At 66.0% G+C, this 22,951-nt stretch carries 20 protein-coding genes; 8 read left to right on the forward strand and 12 right to left on the reverse strand.

Annotation, left to right across the window (positions count from 1 at the left end; genetic code table 11):
• Positions 1-7 precede the first annotated feature (7 nt).
• From era to rpoE, 8 genes are all read right to left on the reverse strand, one after another.
• Positions 8-904, reverse strand: coding sequence for a GTPase Era (era, locus tag SMAL_RS15130; protein ID WP_006382863.1), 897 nt, complete (start codon positions 902-904; stop codon positions 8-10).
• Positions 901-1,581, reverse strand: a complete 681-nt coding sequence (rnc, locus tag SMAL_RS15135) for a ribonuclease III (protein ID WP_012511808.1) — start codon at positions 1,579-1,581, stop codon at positions 901-903. Before rnc ends, era begins: the two co-directional genes overlap by 4 nt.
• Positions 1,571-1,954, reverse strand: coding sequence for a DUF4845 domain-containing protein (locus SMAL_RS15140; RefSeq protein WP_006382889.1), 384 nt, complete (start codon positions 1,952-1,954; stop codon positions 1,571-1,573). Before SMAL_RS15140 ends, rnc begins: the two co-directional genes overlap by 11 nt.
• A gap of 52 nt (positions 1,955-2,006) precedes the next feature.
• Positions 2,007-2,801 carry a signal peptidase I gene (lepB, locus tag SMAL_RS15145; protein WP_006382890.1) on the reverse strand — a complete coding sequence of 265 codons (795 nt, stop codon included), beginning with the start codon at positions 2,799-2,801 and terminating at the stop codon, positions 2,007-2,009.
• Positions 2,802-2,855: 54 nt separating this feature from the next.
• Positions 2,856-4,649, reverse strand: coding sequence for a translation elongation factor 4 (gene lepA, locus SMAL_RS15150; protein ID WP_041864573.1), 1,794 nt, complete (start codon positions 4,647-4,649; stop codon positions 2,856-2,858).
• Positions 4,650-4,829: 180 nt separating this feature from the next.
• Entirely contained in the window at positions 4,830-6,365 is a 1,536-nt protein-coding gene (locus tag SMAL_RS15155; protein ID WP_012511810.1) for a DegQ family serine endoprotease, read from the reverse strand.
• 74 nt (positions 6,366-6,439) lie between these two features.
• Entirely contained in the window at positions 6,440-7,321 is an 882-nt protein-coding gene (locus SMAL_RS15160) for a sigma-E factor negative regulatory protein (RefSeq protein ID WP_012511811.1), read from the reverse strand.
• Positions 7,318-7,938 carry an RNA polymerase sigma factor RpoE gene (gene rpoE, locus SMAL_RS15165; protein ID WP_006383094.1) on the reverse strand — a complete coding sequence of 207 codons (621 nt, stop codon included), beginning with the start codon at positions 7,936-7,938 and terminating at the stop codon, positions 7,318-7,320. Before rpoE ends, SMAL_RS15160 begins: the two co-directional genes overlap by 4 nt.
• Before the next feature lie 234 nt (positions 7,939-8,172).
• Here rpoE and SMAL_RS15170 point away from each other — a divergent pair, with 234 nt between their 5' ends.
• The 4 genes from SMAL_RS15170 to SMAL_RS15185 all read left to right on the forward strand — a co-directional run bounded on the left by SMAL_RS15170 (position 8,173) and on the right by SMAL_RS15185 (position 13,352).
• Positions 8,173-10,236, forward strand: coding sequence for a 3-hydroxyacyl-CoA dehydrogenase NAD-binding domain-containing protein (locus tag SMAL_RS15170; protein ID WP_012511812.1), 2,064 nt, complete (start codon positions 8,173-8,175; stop codon positions 10,234-10,236).
• Positions 10,237-10,992: 756 nt separating this feature from the next.
• Positions 10,993-11,856: a pirin family protein gene (locus SMAL_RS15175; RefSeq protein ID WP_006383170.1), complete on the forward strand. Its 864-nt coding sequence runs from the start codon at positions 10,993-10,995 to the stop codon at positions 11,854-11,856.
• A gap of 121 nt (positions 11,857-11,977) precedes the next feature.
• Positions 11,978-12,697 carry an aquaporin Z gene (gene aqpZ / locus SMAL_RS15180; RefSeq protein WP_006383172.1) on the forward strand — a complete coding sequence of 240 codons (720 nt, stop codon included), beginning with the start codon at positions 11,978-11,980 and terminating at the stop codon, positions 12,695-12,697.
• Between the two features lie 196 nt (positions 12,698-12,893).
• Complete coding sequence (locus SMAL_RS15185; RefSeq protein WP_012511813.1) at positions 12,894-13,352, forward strand: hypothetical protein; 459 nt, start codon at positions 12,894-12,896, stop codon at positions 13,350-13,352.
• Between the two features lie 83 nt (positions 13,353-13,435).
• Here the strand turns inward: SMAL_RS15185 and SMAL_RS15190 are convergent, their stop codons facing one another.
• Positions 13,436-14,287, reverse strand: coding sequence for a pirin family protein (locus SMAL_RS15190; protein ID WP_012511814.1), 852 nt, complete (start codon positions 14,285-14,287; stop codon positions 13,436-13,438).
• Between the two features lie 215 nt (positions 14,288-14,502).
• On the opposite strand from SMAL_RS15190, the gene SMAL_RS15195 reads away from it, so the two are divergent.
• Together SMAL_RS15195 and SMAL_RS15200 are read left to right on the forward strand one after the other, a co-directional pair.
• Positions 14,503-16,584, forward strand: a complete 2,082-nt coding sequence (locus tag SMAL_RS15195; RefSeq protein WP_012511815.1) for a carbon starvation CstA family protein — start codon at positions 14,503-14,505, stop codon at positions 16,582-16,584.
• A complete protein-coding gene (locus tag SMAL_RS15200; protein WP_006383180.1) occupies positions 16,584-16,808 on the forward strand; it encodes a YbdD/YjiX family protein in 225 nt (74 codons plus the stop codon). The genes SMAL_RS15195 and SMAL_RS15200 overlap by 1 nt, the downstream gene beginning before the upstream one ends.
• A gap of 432 nt (positions 16,809-17,240) precedes the next feature.
• Here SMAL_RS15200 and SMAL_RS15205 read toward each other — a convergent pair whose 3' ends face one another.
• Positions 17,241-18,491 (reverse strand): DUF819 family protein, encoded by a 1,251-nt coding sequence (locus SMAL_RS15205; protein WP_006383182.1) that lies wholly within the window; start codon positions 18,489-18,491, stop codon positions 17,241-17,243.
• Between the two features lie 133 nt (positions 18,492-18,624).
• Here SMAL_RS15205 and SMAL_RS15210 point away from each other — a divergent pair, with 133 nt between their 5' ends.
• Positions 18,625-19,014, forward strand: a complete 390-nt coding sequence (locus SMAL_RS15210) for a VOC family protein (RefSeq protein WP_012511816.1) — start codon at positions 18,625-18,627, stop codon at positions 19,012-19,014.
• 30 nt (positions 19,015-19,044) lie between these two features.
• Here SMAL_RS15210 and SMAL_RS15215 read toward each other — a convergent pair whose 3' ends face one another.
• Entirely contained in the window at positions 19,045-20,334 is a 1,290-nt protein-coding gene (locus SMAL_RS15215) for a sensor histidine kinase (protein ID WP_006383239.1), read from the reverse strand.
• Positions 20,321-21,034 (reverse strand): response regulator transcription factor, encoded by a 714-nt coding sequence (locus SMAL_RS15220; RefSeq protein WP_012511817.1) that lies wholly within the window; start codon positions 21,032-21,034, stop codon positions 20,321-20,323. Before SMAL_RS15220 ends, SMAL_RS15215 begins: the two co-directional genes overlap by 14 nt.
• Positions 21,035-21,146: 112 nt before the next feature.
• Between SMAL_RS15220 and SMAL_RS15225 the strand changes: the two genes are divergently transcribed.
• A complete protein-coding gene (locus tag SMAL_RS15225) occupies positions 21,147-22,868 on the forward strand; it encodes an ArnT family glycosyltransferase (RefSeq protein ID WP_428999161.1) in 1,722 nt (573 codons plus the stop codon).
• Positions 22,869-22,951 lie beyond the last annotated feature (83 nt).

The following is a 22,951-nucleotide window of genomic DNA, read 5'->3' on the forward strand; positions in this document are numbered from 1 at the left end:
TTCCGGGTTACTCGTAACCGAAGGCCTTCAGTGCGGCCTCGTCGTCGGACCAGCCTTCACGCACGCGCACCCAGGTTTCCAGGAACACCTTGGCCCCGAACAGACGCTCCATCTGCAGGCGGGACTTGGCCCCGATTTCCTTCAGGCGGGTACCACCCTTGCCGATCACGATGGCCTTCTGGCCCTCGCGCTCGACCCAAATCACCGCACCGATGCGCAGCAGGTTGCCATCTTCGGTGAAGCGTTCGATTTCCACGGTGGTGGCATACGGCAGCTCTTCGCCCAACTGGCGCATCAGCTGTTCACGCACCAGTTCGCCGGCCAGGAAGCGCTGGCTGCGGTCGGTGATCTCGTCTTCGCCGAACATCGGCGGCGCTTCCGGCAGCAGTGCCAGCACGTCGCGCACCAGCGCTTCCAGACCGTTGCGCTTCTGCGCCGAGATCGGATGCACGGAGGAGAAGTCGCGGCCGGCGGTGACTTCCTGCAGGAACGGCAGCAGCGCGCCCTTGTCCTTCAGTCGATCGATCTTGTTGACCACCAGCACCACCGGGATGCCGGCGTCACGCAGCACGTTGAACGCCAGGCTGTCTTCTTCGTCCCAACGACCCGCTTCGATCACCAGCAGGCCGGCGTCGACGCCTTCCAGCGATCCGCGCGCGGCGCGGTTCATCACCCGGTTCATCGCCCGCTTCTGCACCTTGTGCAGGCCGGGGGTGTCGACCAGCACCAGCTGGCCTTCCGGATAGGTGGCGATGCCCAGCAGGCGATGGCGCGTGGTCTGCGGACGATTGGAGACGATGCTGACCTTGGCGCCGACCAGGGCATTGGTCAGGGTCGACTTGCCCACGTTCGGGCGGCCGATGACGGCCACGCTGCCGCAATGATGGGGAGTTTGTTCGCTCACTTGGAATCCAGTTGTTCTAGGACGGCCGCAGCCGCCTGTTGTTCGGCAAGCCGCCGCGAGGCGCCTTCGCCCTCGGTGCTGGCGGCCGGGTCGGCTACGATGCAGCGTACCCGGAAGTGTTTGGCATGGTCGTCACCGGATTCTGACACCAGTTCATACTGCGGCAACGCCTTCTGTCGGGCCTGCAGCCATTCCTGCAGGCGGGTCTTGGGGTCCTTCTCGGGCCGGCCGGAGGCCGGCAATGCCTCGATCGAAGCGCTGAACCAGGGCAGTACCACCGCCCGGCAGGCCTCGAAGCCGGCATCCAGGTAGATCGCGGCCACCACGGCTTCCACCGCATCGGCCAGGATCGAGTCGCGACGATGACCGCCGGACTTCATTTCGCCCGGGCCCAGGGTCAGCCGTTCGCCCAGTTCCAGGGTGCGCCCGATCACCGCCAGCGCGCCTTCACGCACCAGCTCGGCACGGGCACGGGTCATCGCGCCTTCGTCAGCCTTGGGCCAGCGCCGGTACAACGCCTCGGCCGCCATCATGTTGACGATGCTGTCGCCGAGGAACTCCAGGCGCTCGTTGTGCGGCGCACCGGCACTGCGATGCGTCAGCGCCTGCTTGAGCAGGGCCGGGTCGCTGAAGGCATGACCGATCAGGTCGCCACGTTGGATGAATTTACTGGGCACCGCTTCGTGTCAGGTCCTGGGAAGAATCGAATTTGCCAACCACATCGAGGTTGCCGACCAGCGGCCGGCGCACTTCGTAGTTGACCTTGAGGGTCCAGCCATTGTCGCGGCGATCAAACTTGACGTTGGCCGGCTTCACGTTGTCCGAGTAGTTGATGTACAGGCGCTTGAAGAACAGGTCCTGGATCCGCGACGGCTCCATGCTGCCCACGCCCGGCTCGTTGGCCAGGCTCTTCATCGCCGAGCGCACCGCGTAGTACTCCTGGTACATCGGGAACAGCTTCATGCCGATGTAGAGGAAGAAACCAACCACGATCAGGACCGCCAGGAACGAGGTCAGGGTCATGCCACGCTGCGTGTTCATCGTCTTCATTGCGCTCTCCCCAGATACGCGTTGGATGTAAAAATACTCAGTTGATGCCTGATCAGTTGATGCTCGAGCCGATCCGCGACGGCTCGAAGCCATCCTTGCAGAACCAGCCCTGGCAGTTGAGCCAGATCAGGAACGCCTTGCCGCGCAGGTTCTCTTCCGGCAGCAGGCCCCAGAAACGACCATCGTCGCTGTTGTCGCGGTTGTCGCCCATCACCAGGTACTTGCCGGCGGGCACGGTCCACTGGCCCTGGCCGCGCGGATAGTCGGTCTCCAGCACGGTATGGGTACGGCCCGGGAGGTGCTCGACCAGCAGGTTGGCACCTTCGCCCTGGCCCTTGTGGCCGGCGTAGATACCCTTGTTGTCGTACTTCAGCGGCTCGCCGTTGAGGATCACGCCGTCGCCTTCGAAGACCACGGTGTCGCCCGGCACGCCGATCACGCGCTTGATGAAGTTCTCGCCCTTGGCCGGATCCTGGTCGCTATGGCCCGGGAAGTGGAACACCACCACGTCACCGCGCGACGGTTCACCGACCGGCACGAACTTGGTGTTGCTGATCGGCAGGCGCAGGCCATAGGAGAACTTGTTGACCAGGATGAAGTCGCCGATCAGCAGGTTCGGCATCATCGAGCTGGACGGAATCTTGTACGGCTCGGCGATGAAGCTGCGCACGATCAGCACGATCGCCAGCACCGGGAAGAACGCACGCGAGTAGTCCACCAGCACCGGCTCGGAATCGAGCAGGCCTGCGCGCTGGGCGCGGCGCTTGGCGAGGTACAGCTTGTCCGCGAGCAGGATCAGGCCCGAGGACAGGGTCAGCACGACCAGGAGGATCTCAAACAGTTTCATTCAGGGTCCTTTGCAACGTCACCAGACGACCGGCCCCGCAGGGCCGGTGCGGGCTTACTTGTTGTCCATCTGCAGCACGGCCAGGAACGCTTCCTGCGGGATCTCCACACGGCCGACCTGCTTCATGCGCTTCTTGCCTTCCTTCTGCTTTTCCAGAAGCTTCTTCTTGCGCGAAACGTCGCCACCATAGCACTTGGCCAGCACGTTCTTGCGCATGGCCTTGACCGTGGTACGGGCGATGATCTGCGAGCCGACGGCAGCCTGGATGGCCACGTCGAACTGCTGGCGCGGGATCAGGTCCTTCATCTTGTCGCACAGCTCGCGGCCGCGGCGATCGGCGTGACTGCGGTGCACGATCAGCGACAGCGCATCGACCTTGTCACCGTTGATCAGTACGTCGACGCGCACGAACGGGCCGGCATCGAAGCGCACGAAGTGGTAGTCCAGCGACGCATAGCCACGGCTGACCGACTTCAGCTTGTCGAAGAAGTCCAGCACCACTTCGGCCATCGGCAGCTCATAGCTGATCTGCACCTGGCTGCCCAGGTAGTTGATGCCGATCTGGCTGCCACGCTTTTCTTCGCACAGCTTGATGATGTTGCCGATGTACTCCTCGGGGGTGAGCACGTTGGCACGGATGATCGGCTCGCGGATCTCCTCGACATGGTTCACCGGCGGCAGCTTGGCCGGGTTGTCCATGTTGATGATGGTGCCGTCGGTCTTCAGTACCTCGTACACCACCGTCGGCGCGGTGCTGATCAGGTCCAGGTTGTATTCGCGTTCCAGGCGCTCCTGCACGATCTCCATGTGCAGCATGCCGAGGAAGCCGCAGCGGAAACCGAAGCCCATTGCTTCGGAGCTTTCCGGCTCGAAGCGCAGCGCAGCATCGTTCAGGCGCAGCTTGTCCAGCGCTTCGCGCAGGTCCGGGTAGTCTTCGGCATCGACCGGGAACAGGCCGGCGAACACGCGCGGCTGCATTTCCTGGAAGCCCGGCAGCGGTTTCGGCGCCGGGTCGGCAGCCAGGGTGAGGGTGTCGCCGACCGGCGCACCGTGCACGTCCTTGATGCTGGCGGTGACCCAACCCACTTCACCGGCGCGCAGCGCCGGCAGCACCTTGCGCTTCGGGGTGAACACGCCGACGTTGTCGACCTGGTGGTTGCGGCCGGTGGACATCACCTGCAGCTTGTCACCGGCCTTGATCTCACCCTGCATCACGCGCACCAGCGAGACCACGCCCAGGTAATTGTCGAACCAGGAGTCGATGATCAGCGCCTGCAGCTTGTCGGTGTCACGCGGCTTCGGCGGCGGAATGCGGTGCACGATGGCTTCCAGCACGTCCTGCACGTTCAGGCCGGTCTTGGCGCTGACCGGCACGGCGTCGGCGGCATCGATGCCGATCACGGCCTCGATCTCGGCCTTGGCGCGCTCGATGTCGGCGGTGGGCAGGTCGATCTTGTTGATCACCGGCACCACTTCCAGGCCCTGCTCGACAGCGGTGTAGCAGTTGGCCACCGACTGCGCTTCCACGCCCTGGGCGGCGTCGACCACCAGCAGCGCGCCTTCGCAGGCGGCCAGCGAGCGGCTGACTTCATAGGAGAAGTCGACGTGGCCCGGGGTGTCGATGAAGTTCAGATGGTAGGTCTGCCCGTCCTTGGCCAGGTACGGCAGCGACACCGACTGCGCCTTGATGGTGATGCCACGCTCACGCTCGATCGGGTTGGAGTCGAGCACCTGCGCTTCCATCTCGCGGGCCTGGAGGCCGCCGCAGAGCTGGATGATGCGGTCGGCCAGCGTGGACTTGCCGTGGTCGACGTGGGCGATGATGGAGAAGTTGCGGATGTTCCGCATCGAATCAGAAGACATAGGTGGCGGCGGCGCGCGGCGTCGTCAGGGTAACGGTCGATTATCGCACGCCCGGGGCCCTGCCGCGAAAACGGCCTCATCGGGCCGGGGCCGGAATGGCCGAAGCCCCGCCAGGGCGGGGCTTCAGGGGAGCAGAGGTGGCCGCCAGAGCGGCCCCGGCAGGCCTTACTGGCCGGCCTTGACCGCCACGAAGGCGCTGTTGCCGTTGCCGGTACGTACCAGCAGCATCACCACATCGTCCTTCTTGTAGCTGGACAGCGCGCGGTTCAGGGCATCCACGCTGCCGACCGTGGTGCGGCCGACCTGCAGGATCACCATGCCCGGCGACAGGCCCGCGTCACGTGCCGCCTGGCCCTTGACCCCGGTGATGCGCACACCTTCGTTGCCGTCCAGGCCGAACTGCTTGCGCTGCGGCGCAGTCAGATCACTGACATCCAGGCCAAGCAGTGCATTGGCACCTGCCTGCGGCGCCGCATCGGGCTTGGGTCCTGCGGCCGTGCGGGCATTGCCCTGGCCGTCTTCGCTCAGCGCGGTCAGCGTGGCGCTCAGGTCACGCGGCTTGCCGTCGCGGATCACGCCCAGCGTGACCCGGCTGCCCGGCGCCATCGCACCGATCAGCGGCGGCAGGTCCGACCAGCTGTTGACCGGGCTGCCATTGACCGAGCGCACCACGTCACCGATCTGCACGCCGGCCTTTTCCGCCGCGCTGCCGGCCACGATCTGGTTGACCAGCGCGCCACGGCTGTCCGGCAGGCCCAGGCCCTGCGCCTTCAGCGCATCGATCGGCTCGACCACCGCGCCCAGCTGGCCACGGGTGACCTTGCCACTCTTCTTGATCTGCTCGACCGCGCTCATCGCCAGGTCGATCGGAATCGCGAAGCTGATGCCCATGTAACCGCCCGAGGCGGAGAAGATCTGCGAGTTGATGCCGACCACTTCGCCGCGGGTGTTCAGCAGCGGGCCGCCGGAGTTGCCCTGGTTGATCGCCACGTCGGTCTGGATGAACGGCACGTAGCGCTGATCAGCGCCACCGGTGCTGCGGCCCAGCGCGCTGACGATGCCGGCGGTGACCGAGTGGTCCAGGCCGAACGGCGAGCCGATCGCGACAACCCACTGGCCCGGCTTCAGGGTATTGGAATCGCCCACCCGCACGGTCGGCAGGTTCTTGCCGTCGATCTTCAGCAGGGCCACGTCGTACTGCTGGTCACTGCCCACCACCTTGGCGTTGAATTCGCGGCTGTCACCCAGCTTGACCTTCACCTCGCTGGCGTCAGCCACCACGTGGTAGTTGGTCAGCACGTAGCCGTCGGGCGAAATGATGAAGCCCGAGCCCATGCCGCGGCCCTTGATGCTGGGGCCACCGTCCTGCCCGCCCGGCCCCTGCCCCGGCATCGGGAAGTCAGGCCCGAAGAAGCGACGGAAGAATTCCGGCATGTCATCGTCGCCGCCCATCGGGCCACGCGAGGCCTGGCGGTTGTTGCGCACGATGGTGGTGTCGACGTTGACCACGCCCGGCCCGACCTGTTCGACCAGATGGGTGAAATCGGGCAGGCCGCTGACCAGCGGCTGCGCCGGCGCGCGCGGGGCTGCTGCAGCGGCGGCCTGGGGCTGGGCGGCAGGCGGCGCTGGCTGGGCACAGGCCACCAGCGGCAGGGTCAGGGCGAACAGGCCAATGGCCTGCGTGCGGAGTCGGGGAGTCATCGGACGGCAACCTCCGGGTCGGATGGAAAGAGGAATACGGGCCCCGCCGACGGCGGGGCGTGAAAGCGTCCGGCTCAGTCGCGCGGGCGCGGCGGCACCGGCAGGTCATCCTGCAGGCGCGGCTCGAACGGGTAGAACGCGGCACCACCGGCGTGGGCCGGGAAGCTGGCATTGAGCGCGCCACCGGCGGCGGGCGCCAGGCTGGAGCGCGGCCACGGTCGCGCCTGCAGGCCACCGACCTCACCGAACGGCAGGTTGCGGCTGGCGTTGGCCGGCACGCTCGGGGTCAACGGCGCCTGCGCGGCAGCCACGGCACGCTGCGGTACATCGTCACGCTGCGCGGCACGCGCGGCCTGCTGGCTGCGGGTCGCACTGGCACGGCGGGTGTCCTGGCGGCGGCCGGCAGCGGCCATCGCCACCGCCGGCGCAGCAGCCACCGCCATCGCTGCGGTATCCACCGAGGCTTCGGTGACCGGAGCCGGGGTGCCCGGTGCCGGCGCCAGCTCGGCCTGACTGGCGATCACCTGCGGCGCCAGCGGCTCGCCCGGCGTGGCCTCCTGCAGCTTCTCGCCGCCCATGAAAAGGGCCACTGCCGCCACCGAGGCGGCCAGTGCAGCACCACCGCCCCAGGCCCGCCAGCCGCTACGCCGCACCTGACGGCGCGGCTCCGCCTGTGGTGCGGGTTCGGCAGCAATGGCGGCGGCCACAGCGGCACCGAAGCCGACAGGCGCCAGCAGCGAGGCCTGGCCGCGCATCACGTCGCCGAGCAGCTGCCAGCGTTCCTGGCAGCCTGCCAGTTCGGGGTCATGTTCCATGCGGCGCAGCAGGAAGCGCGCTTCATCTGCGCCCAGCTCGCCATCGACCAGCGCCGACAGCTGCTCGCGGTGGCGCTGGTCCAGGCGCTGCCCGGCAGGGGATTGATGGTTCTGCGATTCGTTGAACGGATTACTGGTCATACGCGGCTCTTCTCACGGGTGGCGCTGCCGATGTCCAACAGCGGCCGGAGTTCGGTGTCGATCGCCTCGCGCGCCCGGAAGATCCGTGAACGCACGGTGCCGATCGGGCACCCCATTTTCTGCGCGATTTCGTCGTAACTCAGGCCTTCCACCTCGCGCAGGGTGATCGCCAGCCGGAGTTCTTCCGGCAGCGCGTTGACGGCCTTCATCACCGTCTGTTCCAGCTCCTGGCGCATCAACTCGCGTTCGGGCGTGTCGGTGTCGCGCAGGCGCGTCCCGCTGTCGAACTGTTCAGCATCGCCGATGTCGATGTCATCGGTCGGCGGGCGGCGATTGTGTGAAGCCAGGTAGTTTTTGGCGGTATTCACGGCGATTCGATGCAACCAGGTTGAGAACTGGGCATCGCCACGGAAACTTCCGATCGCGCGGTAGGCACGGATGAAAGTGTCCTGGGCGACGTCCTGACATTCGCTCCAGTCGGCGATGTAGCGACCGACCAAGGCCACGACCCGATGCTGGTACTTGCGCACCAGGACATCGAAGGCGGCACTCTCGCCGTGCTGCACGCGCCGGACCAGTTCCAGATCCAGCTCCTGAGGTGTATCAACATCGGCCATGAGGGGCCGCACTCCTGTCAGCCCAACCGACGTCGGGCAATGAGACTGCCAATCCCGGGAAAAGTTCAGTCGCCGATCACCTGGCGCCGCACCAGCTTTTAACCACCGTTCCGTTAGCGTCCCGGTTCCAGGCTCTGGATCCGGGGGCTCCACCCCCTGCTATTGGGATTTGACGCGGGGGAAACAACCTCTGGATCATAGCCGCTTCTCCATACACAACCGGATGGAACGTCCATGCTCTCAGGCTTCGATGGTCTCCGCTTCAGCCACTGGCTCCCCGAGATCCGCGACGACGGCGTGGTGGTCCTCTCCCTGGATCGTCAGGACAGCAGCGTCAACGCAATGTCGCAGGACGTGCTGCTGGAACTGGGCGACCTGCTTGAGCGCATCGCCATGGACCCGCCCAAGGGCGTGGTGATCCAGTCCCTGAAGAAGGCCGGCTTCATCGCCGGTGCCGACCTGAAGGAATTCCAGGAATTCGACCGCCGCGGCACCGTGAACGATGCCATCCGCCGTGGCCAGTCCACCTACCAGAAGCTGGCCGAGCTGCCCTGCCCGACCGTGGCGGCGATCCATGGCCACTGCCTGGGCGGCGGCACCGAGCTGGCGCTGGCCTGCCGCTACCGTGTGGCTTCGAATGACAGTTCGACCCGCATCGGCCTGCCGGAAACCCAGCTGGGCATTTTCCCGGGCTGGGGCGGCAGCGCGCGCCTGCCGCAGCTGGTGGGCGCACCGGCGGCGATGGACATGATGCTGACCGGCCGCACCCTGTCAGCCTCGGCTGCACGTGGCATCGGCCTGGTCGACAAGGTGGTGGCACCGGCGGTGGTGCTCGACACGGCCGTAGCGCTGGCGCTGTCCGGCACCACCCGCCCGTTCAAGCAGCGCGCGACGGCATGGGCGACCAACACCTGGCTGGCACGCACGCTGCTGGCGCCGCAGATGGTCAAGCAGGTCGCACGCAAGGCGAAGAAGGACCAGTACCCCGCGCCGTATGCGCTGATCAGCACCTGGCAGCGCAGCGGTGGCAAGCCGGTGCAGGCACGCCTGGATGCCGAACGTCGCGCCGTGGTGAAACTGGCCAGCACCCCCACCGCGCGCAACCTGATCCGCATCTTCTTCCTTACCGAGCGCCTGAAGGGCCTGGGTGGTGGTGATTCGGGCATCCGCCACGTGCACGTGGTCGGTGCCGGTGTGATGGGCGGCGATATTGCTGCATGGGCCGCCTACAAGGGCTTCGAAGTGACTCTGCAGGACCGTGAGCAGCGCTTCATCGACCCGGCCATGGAACGCGCCCAAGCGCTGTTCGCCAAGAAAGTGCGCGACGAAAGCAAGCGTCCGGCGGTGGCCGCGCGCCTGCGGGCCGACCTGGAAGGCAACGGCGTGGCTGAAGCCGACCTGGTGATCGAAGCCATCATCGAGAACCCGGAAGCCAAGCGTGCGCTGTACCAGACGCTGGAACCGAAGATGAAGCAGGACGCACTGCTGACCACCAATACTTCGTCGATTCCGCTGCTGGAACTGCGCGACCACATCCAGCGCCCGGCGCAGTTCGCCGGCCTGCACTACTTCAACCCGGTGGCGCAGATGCCGCTGGTGGAAATCATCCATCACGACGGCATGGCGCCTGAAACCGAGCGTCGACTGGCCGCGTTCTGCAAGGCACTGGGCAAGTTCCCCGTGCCGGTGGCCGGCAGCCCGGGCTTCCTGGTCAACCGCGTGCTGTTCCCGTACATGCTGGAAGCCGCCACCGCCTATGCCGAAGGCATCCCGGGCCCGGTGATCGACAAGGCCGCTGTGAAGTTCGGCATGCCGATGGGCCCGATCGAACTGATCGACACGGTGGGCCTGGACGTGGCCGCTGGCGTTGGCCGCGAACTGGCACCGTTCCTCGGCCTGCAGATTCCGGCCGCGCTGCAGACGGTGGAACCGGACAAGCGCGGCAAGAAGGATGGCCAGGGCATCTATACCTGGGAAAACGGCCGTGCGAAGAAGCCGGACGTGGCCAGCGATTACCAGGCACCGGCCGATCTGGAAGACCGCCTGATCCTGCCGCTGTTGAACGAGGCAGTGGCCTGCCTGCACGAAGGCGTGGTGGCGGATTCGGACCTGCTGGATGCCGGCGTGATCTTCGGTACTGGCTTCGCACCGTTCCGTGGCGGCCCGATCCAGCACATCCGCGCGGTGGGTGCCGATGCAATCGTGGAGCGGCTGAAGGCACTGCAGCAGCGCCACGGCGATCGTTTCGCCCCGCGCCCGGGCTGGGACAACCCCGTCCTGCGTGAACCGGTGGTGTGAGTTGATCGGCCGGGCCTGCGGCCCGGCACCCGCGGTAGTGCCGGCCGCTGGCCGGCAACCTCAAAAGCCAGAGCCGGAGCAACAGCCGGCTCTGGCTTTTCTGTTTGTTGGGCGGGGCGGTGTGGGCAGGCAGGACACGCCGTAAACCCGTCCATGGGGGCTCGATGGCGCCTTGCTCGTGTGCGCTGTCCTGCGCACACGGCAAGACCGGGGTTGGGCGTCCTGCCCAACCCGCCCGAGGCATGCCTCGGGCCCATGGCGCCAACGGTCCTGCCCACCCACACCGCCCCACCCCTGACAGTTTCCCGATGACGGTCGGTGAACTGCGATTCTGGTGGGAATCGCTACGAACTGGTGGGTGGCTACCTTGGTTGCCACAAGGAGCGAAGCGACCGGCGTTTGATTTTGATTTTCTTTTTTCTTCTCCGTGGCTGGACAGCACACGGAAACTGTCAGAGGCCGGGCGGGTGGGTGGCGCAGGACCGTTGGCGCCATGGATGGCGCCATCGAGCCCCCATGGACGGGTTTACGGCGTGTCCTGCGCCACCCACCCGCCCGGCCAAGCGCGGCTTCTGCTTTTGCTTCTGCTTTTGCCTTCAGCGACCAACCCACAGCCACGAGGGGCTGCGCCGTTGGCGGGAACCCCAGTCGAGCAAGCTCGACTCTACGGAACAGGCTGTTACCCATACGGGGCATGTGCCCGTCACAGCTGCATGCGATGCTGACCACCTGATCCCTGCCAGCGAGAACGCCCGCATGACCACCATCATCGCCCCGCGCGTGCACGACATCGGCGGACTCGAAGTCCGTCGCGCCGTCCCCACCCTGCAGGCGCGCAGCATCGGCTCGTTCGTGTTCGTCGACCAGATGGGCCCGGCACTCATGCATCCCGGCACCGCCATCGACGTGCGCCCGCATCCGCATATCGGCCTGGCCACCGTCACCTACCTGTGGTCGGGCGCCATCGGCCACCGCGACACGCTGGGCTCGGACCAGGTGATCCGCCCCGGTGACGTCAACTGGATGACCGCTGGCCGCGGCATCGCCCATTCCGAACGCACGCCGCAACCAGACCGCGATCACGACAACCCGATCCACGGCATGCAGACCTGGGTCGCACTGCCGAAGTCGCATGAGGAAATCGAGCCGGCGTTCTACCACCATGCCGCGGCCACCCTGCCCGAGCAGCGCCGCAATGGTGTCTGGCTGCGGGTGATCGCCGGCCGCGCCTATGGCGAGGAATCGCCGGTGAAGGTGTTCGCCGACACCCTCAACGTAGCGATCGACCTCGACCCGGATGCGGAGATCGATATCGACAATGGCCACCGCGAGCGCGCGCTGTACATCCTCGAGGGCGAGGCGCAGCTGGACGGCGTTGACATCCCCGCCCAGCACCTGGTGATCCCCGAAGCCGGTGCGACAGGCCGCCTGCGTGCGAAGACGCCGGTGAAGGCGATGTTGTTCGGTGGCGAGCCACTGGATGGCCCACGTCACCTGTGGTGGAACTTCGTCTCCAGCTCGAAGGAGCGTATCGAGCAGGCCAAGCACGACTGGGAAGCCGGCCGCTTCGGCACCATTCCGGGCGACGACAAGGAATTCATCCCGCTGCCGCAGTACTGAACATCGCGTGTTGCACACATCCGAAGGTGTATCCCTGCACCCGGCGTTGACACTACAGTCACCCGCTGATCATTGAAATGTGACATAAATCACACTTTCGACCGTCAAAGGAGTGCAACACATGAGCATGGGTAAACGCTTGTCCGCCGAGTTCCTCGGCACGTTCTGGCTGGTTCTGGGTGGCTGTGGCAGTGCGGTGCTGGCCGCCAAGTTCGGTGGCGACGGCAATCCGCTGGGTATCGGTTTCCTCGGCGTTGCGCTGGCCTTCGGCCTGACCGTGGTGACCGGCGCCTATGCGTTCGGCCATATCTCCGGCGCGCACTTCAATCCGGCGGTCAGTGTCGGCCTGTGGGCCGGCGGTCGTTTCCCGACCAAGGACCTGATCCCGTACATCATCGCCCAGGTTGCCGGCGGCCTGCTGGCCGGCTTCATCCTGCTGCAGATCGCATCGGGCGCCAGCGGCTTCGCCATTGATGGCAGCCAGGCCGGTGCATTCGCCAGCAACGGCTACGGCGCGCTGTCCCCCGGCGGCTACAGCGTGGCCGCGGCCTTCCTGTGCGAAGTGGTGCTGACCGCCGTGTTCCTGATCGTGATCATGGGCGCCACCCACGGCAAGGCACCGGCCGGGTTCGCCCCGCTGGCGATCGGCCTGTCGCTGACCCTGATCCACCTGATCAGCATCCCGGTCACCAACACCTCGGTGAACCCGGCCCGTTCCACGGCGGTGGCCTTCTTCGCCGGCAGCGGCGCGGTCAGCCAGCTGTGGCTGTTCTGGGTCGCCCCGCTGCTGGGCGGCGCGATCGGCGGCATCATCTACAAGTGGCTCGGCAACGACCGCTGAGTCCTGTGCGGACCATTGCGGCCGACCATCGGCCGCAATGGTTACGCGTGTAACCGCGATTTGTGCGATCGCTCACGTTCCGTTAAGGTTGAGTTGACCGTCCGTGCACATGCCGGCCGGGGCGGCATCCGGGGATGGGATGCCAAGGCTGCCGGTCCATCCGGCGGAGCCAACGACACACCACCTTGGGGGATGCATGAAGTTCGCGCCTGTAGTGTTGTCGAGCCTGCTGTTCGCTGCGGCCCACGCCGCCGCACAGGCTCCCACCGAATGCCCTTCGCTGCCTGCCAGCAGTGGCCTGCAATGGCAGCAGCTGGCGCAGACCGATTTCCTGGTCTGCCGCGCCAGCACTGGCGATGGTCGTGAAGTGTTGAGCCTGATGCTCAGCGCACGTGACCCATCCATTCCGCTGAACCGTTCGCTGCGCCAGGAAAAGGGCAGCTTCGGCGGTGAATCACTCTACTGGTACCAGCCGGACCTCGGTGGCCAGCAGCCTCCGGGCTATGCCGAGCGCCGCATCAGTGTGGTCAAGCTCGACAAAGGACGTTACGCGCAGATTTCGCTGTATCCGGACAGCCCTCAGGAACTGGGCTCGCTGCAGCAGCTGGCGCAAGGCATGAGCCTGACCCCGTCGGCCGTGGCCGCCGGTCGCTGACCGTGACGGGGATGACTGCCTGGCAGCATCCCCGCCGCATCCAATGCGCTGGACATCCGCCCGGCATGGCCCGGCGTCCCCCCTCAGAACTTGCCTTCCTGGAAATCGACGAAGGCCTGCATCAGTTCCTGCCGCGTGTTCATCACGAACGGGCCGTGCCGCATCACCGGCTCGCGCAGCGGACGGCCGGCCACCAGAATCAACCGCGCACCCTCGCTGCCGGCCGAGATGTGCAACTGCTCGCCGCCGCCCAGCACCGCCAGTTCCTGACGTGCAACGTCGCGCGCGGCGTCCTGCTCACCCACGGTCATCGCACCTTCGAACACATAGGCAAAGGCGTTGTGCCCTTCCGGCAGCGCGTAGGTCCAGGCTCGATCCGGTGCCAGCGTGATATCGAGGTAGAGCGGATCAGTGGCCGGCTGCACGATCGGGCCGTGGGTGCCGTCCACGCTGCCGGCAATCACCTTCACTTCCACGCCGGTTTCCGGCTTCACCACCGGAATGCGCTCCGGCGCGAATTCCTGGTACTTCGGGTCGGTCATCTTCTCCTTCGCCGGCAGGTTTACCCACAGCTGGAAACCGCGCATCTGCCCGCTTTCCTGCTCGGGCATCTCCGAATGCACCAGGCCGCGGCCGGCGGTCATCCACTGCACGCTGCCCGGGGTCAGCAGGCCTTCGTTGCCGTGGTTGTCGCGGTGCCGCATGCGCCCGTCGAGCATGTAGGTGACCGTCTCGAAACCGCGGTGCGGGTGTTCCGGGAAGCCGGCGATGTAGTCCTCGGCGCGGTCGGTGCCGAATTCATCGAGCAGCAGGAACGGATCCAGGTCCGGCAGCGTCGGACCACCGATGACGCGGGTCAGGCGCACGCCGGCACCGTCGGAGGTGGGCATGCCACGGATGGTACGCAGCACGCGGGCCGGTTCGGGAAGGCTCATGGCGACTCCTGTTGGATGGATGCCAGTGAAGATGGACGCCACATGGCCGTACGCCAATGGATGGCACCGCAACCGATTGTTCCATCCTTGATGTTCGCTGCACGTCAGCGCCCCCTGCGTACGACCAAAGTACTAACGCTGATTCGTCCTGTGCCAATTGACCCTGTCGAGGGCACGCGGGACTCTTTGTCTGTCTTTCCGGGAGAGAGCACCTCATGAAAGGGTTTTCCAAAATAGGCTGGGCGGCCCTCGCCCTGCTTGGCGCATTCTGTCTGGGCACCGTGGCCCTGCGCCGCGGTGAACACATCAACGCACTATGGATCGTGGTGGCAGCGGTTTCGCTGTACCTGGTCGCCTACCGCTTCTACAGCCTGTTCATCGCCGACAAGGTGATGCAGCTCGATCCGACCCGGGCCACCCCGGCGGTGATCAACAACGATGGCCTGGACTACGTCCCGACCAACAAGCACGTGCTGTTCGGCCACCACTTCGCCGCCATTGCCGGTGCCGGTCCGCTGGTCGGCCCGGTCCTGGCCGCGCAGATGGGCTACCTGCCCGGCCTGCTGTGGCTGGTGGTGGGCGTGGTATTGGCCGGCGCGGTACAGGACTTCATGGTCCTGTTCCTGTCCAGCCGCCGCAACGGCCGCTCGCTGGGTGACCTGGTCCGCGAAGAGATGGGCCAGGTGCCGGGCACCATCGCGTTGTTCGGTGCGTTCCTGATCATGATCATCATCCTGGCGGTGCTGGCGATGGTGGTGGTCAAGGCGCTGGCGGAAAGTCCGTGGGGCATGTTCACGGTGATCGCAACAATGCCGATCGCCATCCTGATGGGCGTGTACATGCGCTACATCCGCCCCGGCAAGATCGGCGAGATCTCGGTGGTCGGCCTGATCCTGCTGCTGGCAGCAATCTGGTTCGGCGGCAAGGTAGCGGCGGACCCGACCTGGGGCCCGGCGTTCACCTTCACCGGTACCCAGATCACCTGGATGCTGATCGGCTACGGCTTCGTCGCCTCGGTGCTGCCGGTGTGGCTGCTGCTGGCCCCGCGCGACTACCTGTCGACCTTCCTCAAGATCGGCACCATCATCGCGCTGGCCATCGGCATCCTGGTGGTGATGCCGGAACTGAAGATGCCGGCACTGACCCAGTTCGCCGCCAGCGGTGATGGCCCGGTGTGGAAGGGCGGCATGTTCCCGTTCCTGTTCATCACCATCGCCTGCGGTGCGGTCTCCGGCTTCCATGCGCTGATTTCCTCCGGCACCACACCGAAGCTGCTGGCCAATGAAGCGCACATGCGCTACATCGGCTACGGCGGCATGCTGATGGAATCGTTCGTGGCGGTGATGGCACTGGTGGCCGCATCGATCATCGATCCAGGCATCTACTTCGCCATGAACAGCCCGGCCGCCGTGATCGGTGCCGATGCGGCCTCCGCCGCGCACTACATCACCAACACCTGGGGCTTCACCATCACGCCCGAGCAGCTGACCGCGACCGCAGCGGCCATCGGCGAACCCACGATCCTGCATCGCGCTGGTGGTGCGCCAACGCTGGCAGTGGGCATCGCGCAGATCCTGCACGAAGCCATTCCCAGCAGCAGCGACGCGATGATGGCCTTCTGGTACCACTTCGCCATCCTGTTCGAAGCACTGTTCATCCTGACCGCCGTGGACGCGGGCACCCGCGCTGGACGCTTCATGCTGCAGGATCTGCTCGGCAACTTCGTGCCAGCGCTGAAGAAGACCGAGTCGTGGACCGCCAACATCATCGGCACCGCCGGCTGCGTGGCGCTGTGGGGCTACCTGCTGTACACCGGCGTGGTCGATCCGTTCGGCGGCATCCAGACCTTGTGGCCGCTGTTCGGCATCTCCAACCAGATGCTGGCCGGCATCGCGTTGATGCTGGGCACGGTGGTGCTGTTCAAGATGAAGCGTGACCGCTATGCGTGGGTCACTGCCGTACCCGCCGTGTGGCTGCTGATCTGCACCACCTATGCCGGCTTCATCAAGATCTTCGACAGCAACCCGGCACAGGGCTTCCTGGCGCAGGCACACAAGTTCCAGGCCGCGCTTGCCAGCGATACCATCACCGCGCCGGCCAAGTCGGTGGCGCAGATGAAGCAGATCGTGGTCAACGCCTACGTCAACACCAGCCTGACCGCGCTGTTCCTGCTGGTGGTCGGTGCGGTGCTGGTGTATTCGATCAAGACCATCCTCGCGGCTCGCCGCAATCCGCAGCGCAGTGACCGCGAAACCCCGTACGTGGCACTGAAGCCGCACGAAATGGTGGATCTGTGATGAGCACCCAACTGGTTCCCGTCGGCCAGTACCAGGCACACCGCCGCATCTGGCGGCGCCTGGTGCAGACCGCACGCCTGTGCTGTGGCATTCCTGATTACGACAACTACGTCCGGCACATGCTGGAAAAGCATCCGGACCAGCAGCCGATGGACTACAAGACGTTCTTCCGCGAGCGTCAGGAAGCACGCTACGGTGGCCGTAACGGTGGCCGCTGCTGCTGAAGTGTGAGGTGGGTGCCGGGCTTGCAGCCCGGCGCCCGCAGGGGCAACTGCAACTGCAGCTGCAACGGTCAAAGCGTCGGCTCTGGTTTTCCGTGGATTTGGCGGGGTGGTGTCGGATGGCGGGGACGCCGTAAACCCGTCCTTGGGGGCTTGGCCGCGGCATCCATGCCGCGGACACCCCGCCATCCGACACCACCCCACCTTCGACAGATTTCCGGTGACGGCAGGAAGCATCAGGGGTCAGATCCGTTTCCTCGGGGAAACGGATCTGACCTTTCTTTGTTCATGGATACCCATGAATTGCATCCACGCATGGCGTGGATCTACCCGGTGGCAGGCAAAAAGAAAGCCGAGCGTGCGCTCGGCTCTACACGGGGAACGCGGGTTCACGGCACGTGCCGTGAACCCGCAACATGTTCGTCAGGTCAGAACTCAGGCACCGGCCATCCATTTCAGGATCAGGCCGGTGACATAGGCCAGCCCGGTGCCTGTGGCATAACCAACCGTACCCAGCAGCACGCCCACCGGCGCCAGCGTCGGATGGAAGGCCGCTGCCACCACCGGCGCAGATGCCGCCGCACCGATGTTGCCCTGCGAACCAATCGCGAAGAAGAACAGCGGTGCGCGCAGCAGCTTGGCCACCACCCACAGCACCAGCACGTGGGTCGCCATCCAGATCGCACCGAGCAGGAACAGCCACGGCCGATCCAGCAGCGACAGCAGGTTCATCTGCATGCCGATGCAGGCGATCAGGAAGTACAGGAACACCGTGCCCAGTCGCGAAGCACCGGCGGCTTCCAGGCGGCGGGCGCGGGTGAAGCTGAGCGTCAGGCCCATCGCGGTGGACAGCAGGATCACCCACACGAACTGACTGTCCAGGCTGAACTGGCTGGCCCAGCTGACGTTGGCCTTGAACCAGCCCGACAGCGGCGCGGCGATCGCATGCGCAAGGCCGACACCTCCCAAAGCCACACCGACAATCACCATCAGGTCGGTCATGCTGGGAATGCGTGCGTTCTGCGCCTCGTAGGCACTGATGCGTGCCTTCATTTCGTCGATGGCACGGGTGTCGGCACCGTTGCGGGTGTCGATCTGCTGCGCGCGGTTGGCCATGAACAGCAGGATGGCCATCCACAGGCTGGCGCAGGCCACATCGACCACGGCGAACTGGCCGAAGGTGGTGGCATCGGTGCCGAACACTTCGCGCATGGCGACCATGTTGGCGCCGCCACCGATCCAGCTGCCGGCCAGTGCGGCCATGCCGGCCCAGGTGTCACCGGCCACCGTTTCCGGATGGATCAGCTTCATCAGCTGGAACGAGACGATGGCGCCCAGCATGATGCCGGCGGTGCCGGCGCAGAACACGATCAGCAGCTTGGGACCAAGCTTGGCGATGCCCTTCAGGTCGATCGACAGGGTCAGCAGGACCAGCGCGGCAGGCAGCAGCACATCACGCGCGACCGGGTTGTACAACGACGTGTTGTGGCCATCGATGACACCGGCGGTGTTGTAGATGGCCGGAACGAAGTAACACAAGAGCAGTGCCGGCACCCAGGCGAAGATCTTCTTCAGCAGGGGCGTCGGACCACTGGCAGCCCAGAAGATCAGGGCCAGGGTGGCGGCAATCAGGCCCAGTCCAACGATGTCGTTGCTGATCAGGGCAGTAGCGGGTTCGGTCGGCATGGGATCCTCTGTCGATCGAAAGAGCGGAAAAAAAAGCGCCGCATAGAGCGGCGCAGGGTGAGATTAACATTGTCTTCACGCCGGGTCATGCTGCAGTGCCGACCACGCCCACATTCCCTCAGGGAGCCCACTCATGCAGCTTGGCGCCTTTTCGGTCAGCCTCTCGGTGAAGGATCTCGCGGTTTCCCGCAGCTTCTACGAGGCCCTCGGCTTTTCGGTCACCGGCGGTGACCCGGCGCAGAACTGGCTGGTGATGCGCAGCAACGGCACGGTGATCGGGCTGTTCCAGGGCATGTTCGAAGGCAATCTGCTGACCTTCAACCCCGGCTGGGACCAGCACAAGCAGGAACTGCCCCGCTTCCAGGATGTGCGTGAGCTGCAGGCAGAGCTGGATGCCAAGGGCATCGAACTGGCGGTCCGCACCGATCCCGATGGCCAGGGTACGGGCTATCTGCAACTGGCCGATCCCGACGGCAACGTGATCCTGATCGACCAGCATGTGGCCCGCCCCACGGGCACCTAGCGTTGCAGGGTTGCCGGCCAGCGACCGGCACTACCGCGATGTGGGACGCGAGGCGCTGAAGTCCAGGCTCGCCCGCGTGCCACGCGGTTCGCAGGGCTGCAGCTGCAGGGTCCAGCCCAGGTGTTCGCACAGCCGCGCGATCAGGTCCAGGCCGATGCCGCCGCGGTCGGCTCGCTCGCCCCGCGCCATCCGCGCATGGATCGCCGCGATCTCCTCGGGGCTCATGCCATGACCGGGATCCTGCAGAGTCAGCACCGCCGACGAACTCAGCCGTAGCTCAATATGGCCACGCCCACTGTTCTCGATGGCATTGCGCAGCAGGTTGCCGATCGCCGCCTGCACCACCGCCAGCGGCGCAACGATGTCCACCGGTGCCGCCTGGATACCAATGCTAAGGTCCTTGTCCCCAAGCAGGTGGCGATGGTCGTCGACGATCTCCGGCAGCAACTGGTCCAGCGCGATGCGTTCGGCACGCGAGGCCAGGCGATCGGGGTCGCGGGCCAGTACCAGCAGCAGCTCGATCAGCTGTTCCACGCCCTGTGCGGTGCGCAACACGCGCTGGATCTGCTGGCGCGCACGTTCGGGTAGGCCCGGCTGCTCCAGCGCCAGCTCGGCGGCACCGGTCATCACCGCGATCGGCGTGCGCAGTTCATGGCTGGCGGTGCTGATGAAGACCCGCTCGCGTTCGACGAACTGCTCGTTGCGATCCAGGTAGTCGTTCAGGGCATCGGCAATCGTGTGCAGCTCGGAGCTGCCACGCGGATCAACATCGATGCGCTGGCCCTGCGCCCCCGGCCGCAACGTGGCAATGTGCTGGGCCAGCAGGCTCAGCGGCCGCACCATCCGCTCCATGCCGAACGAGGCCATCAGCACGGTAACGAAGATCATGATCACGCCGGCCAGCATCACCCAGCGGGTCGCGAACTGCTCCAGGTCGTGGAAGTCGGAGATATCCAGCGCCAGCGCCACCCGTCCCATCGACTGGGTCTCGCGCACCATCACCGCCATCTCGCGGCCCTTCACCATCACCCCGTCATGCAGCCCGGGATGCAGGGTGCGCAGGCTGTCGGGCAGGTTGATCGCATCGAAGCGGTAGAGGCTGAGCGTGTCCGAATCCTGCCAGCGGTAATGCGGCTCGTGTTCGACATGCTCGACGATGCTGTCCAGCTCGGAATTGAGCAGCGCGCGCCAGGCCGCGTGCTCGGCATGCTCATGCACGTAGTTGCCAACGCTGAACACCGCCAGTGACAGCAGCGCCAGGTACCCCAGCAACCACCACAGCACGCGCCGGTACAGCGGGCCGGGCTTACGCACCTTCATCAGGATCCTTGCCAGCGTCGCTGCCGGTGGTCACGGCCAACCGATAACCAACCCGCGGCAGGGTATGGATCAGCTTTTCGCCAAACGGCCCATCGACGCTGCGGCGCAGCTCGTAGACATGCGAGCGCAGCAGGTCGCCGTCCGGCGGCTCGTCGCCCCACAGGGCAAATTCCAGCTGCTGGCGGGTGACCGCACCGGGACTGGCCCGCATCAGCACCTCCAGCAACTTGCGGCAGGCCGGATACAGGTGCAGCACCTGGCCCTCTCGCTGGGCCTCCAGGGTCGCCAGGTCCAGCACCAGGTCGCCGACCTGCAGCCGCTTGCGCGGGTTGCGCCCCTGCGCGCGCAGCAGCAGGGCCTCCAGCCGCACCTCCAACTCGGGCAGCGCGAACGGCTTGGTCAGGTAATCATCGGCTCCAGCGCGGAAGCCTGCGATCTTGTCCGGCAGCTCATCGCGCGCGGTCAGCATGATCACCGGCACCTCCGACGCGTGCTCGGCGCGCAGCCGGCGCAGCACCTCGGGGCCCTCCATGCGCGGCAGCATCCAGTCCAGGATCACCGCATCGTAGGGGTGGCTGCCGGCCAGATGCAGGCCGGTGATGCCATCCGGAGCCACGTCGAGCACGTGCCCGCGCGACTCGAAATAGTCGAACAGGTTGGCCACCAGCTGGCGGTTGTCCTCGATCACCAACAGACGCATGCACGAAACATCCACGGAAGTTCGTAGCATGGTAGCGCTGCTCATGTCGGAATGCGGTCGCCCTGTCCCGTTCTGACGCTTTTTCCACCTTCGTCACCTCAGAGTGGCTGTTTTGCTCCCGGAGCCTGCCGTGCCCGTAGCCTTGCCCCGCCAATGGCGCCTGCCCCTGTTGTGGCTGCTGATCATCGCTGCGCTGGCAGCGGGTATCGGCCTCCGGCAGCCACAACCGCCGGACGAGCCGCGATTCGTGCTGGCAGCCAGGACCATGGTCGAGAGCGGGCAGTGGCTGCTGCCGCACCGTGGCAGCGAGCTGTACGCGGAGAAGCCGCCGGTGTTCATGTGGCTGCAGGCGGCCGCCTACGAAATTGTCGGCAGCTGGCAGTGGTCGTTCCTGTTGCCCTCATTGCTGGGTGCCCTGCTCAGTCTGTGGCTGGTGTCGGATCTGGCGCGGCGGCTGTGGTCGCCCCGGCATGCGATGTACGCGCTGGCAGCGCTGTTCTGCACCCTGCAGTTCGGGCTGATGGCCAAGCGCGCGCAGATCGACATGGTGCTGGTGGGCATGACTACCGTGGCCCTGTGGGGGCTGATGCGTCATCTGTGTGAACGTCGCAACCTTCCCGCACTGTGGCTGGCCGGTTTTGCTGCCGGGCTGGGTACGGTGACCAAGGGCGTCGGCTTCCTGCCGCTGCTGATTGTGCTGCCCTGGTTCGGCTGGTGGCTGTTCCAGCGCCGTCGCGGGTACACCGTGGACGGCCCGCATCCTGCCACCCTGCTGTGGCTGATTCCCGCGTTCCTGCTGGGCGTGGGCGTGTGGCTGGCGCCGCTGGGCTGGGCCCTGCTGCATTCACCCAGCGCCGAACTGCAGGCCTACGCGCATGAGCTGTTGTTCAAGCAGACCGGCACCCGCTACGCCAATGCCTGGCACCACCGGCAGCCGGCCTGGTACTACCTGCAGGTGATCCTGACCCTGTGGCTGCCCGGCAGCCTGCTGCTGCCGATGCTGTTCAAGCCCTGGTGGCGCCGCCTGCGTCGAGGCGACCGTCGCCAGTGGCTGTTGCTGGGCTGGGCCGTACTGGTGCTGGTGTTCTTCAGCGCCAGCCCGGGCAAGCGCGAGGTGTACCTGTTGCCGATGCTGCCGGCGCTGGCCCTGGCCGTCGCGCCGCTGCTGCCGGGCCTGCTGCGTCGGCTGTGCGTACGCCGCTACCTGTTCGGCTACAGCATGGTGCTGATGCTGGCCACCGGCGTACTCGGCGTGATGTTGATGACCGAGCATCCCTGGGCGGTGGCCCAGCTGGAACGCCGTGCAATGCCGGACACCCTGCTGCCGGTGCTCGGTGATGGCCTGCTGACCTTCGCCATCGCCCTGGCCACGCTGATCGTGTGGTTGCGGATACGTCGTGCTGCAACGCTGGTACTGCTCACCCACGGCATGCTGTGGATGCTCTACGGCCTGGTGCTGATTCCAGCGCTGGATCCCTACGCCTCGGCCTCGGCGCTGATGCGCAGGGTTGGCGCGCGGATCGGCCCGGACGCCGAACTGGCCCTGGTCGCCTGGCGCGAACAGAACCTGTTGCAGGCCGACCGCCCGGTGCGCGAGTTCGGCTTCAAGCGACCGTGGGCAGAGCAGTGGCACGACGCCGGCCCATGGCTGGCTCAGGCGCCCGAGAAACGTTGGCTGCTGGTACTGGACGATGCGATGAGCCCCTGCGTGGACCCAGCCAAAGTGATTGATATCGGTGTTGCCAATCGCAATCGTTGGCAACTGCTTCCCGGTACCGCGTGGGACGCGGAATGCCATGCCGAACGCACCGGGTCGACTGCCGAAGAAGACTGAACGTAGGCGCGTGCCGGGCAAGCATTAACCCGGCACGAACGAGCGTCCGACCCTTCTCCGACATCCAGGTGACGAGCATGACC

The organism is Stenotrophomonas maltophilia R551-3 (assembly GCF_000020665.1).
Lineage (GTDB): Bacteria > Pseudomonadota > Gammaproteobacteria > Xanthomonadales > Xanthomonadaceae > Stenotrophomonas > Stenotrophomonas maltophilia_L.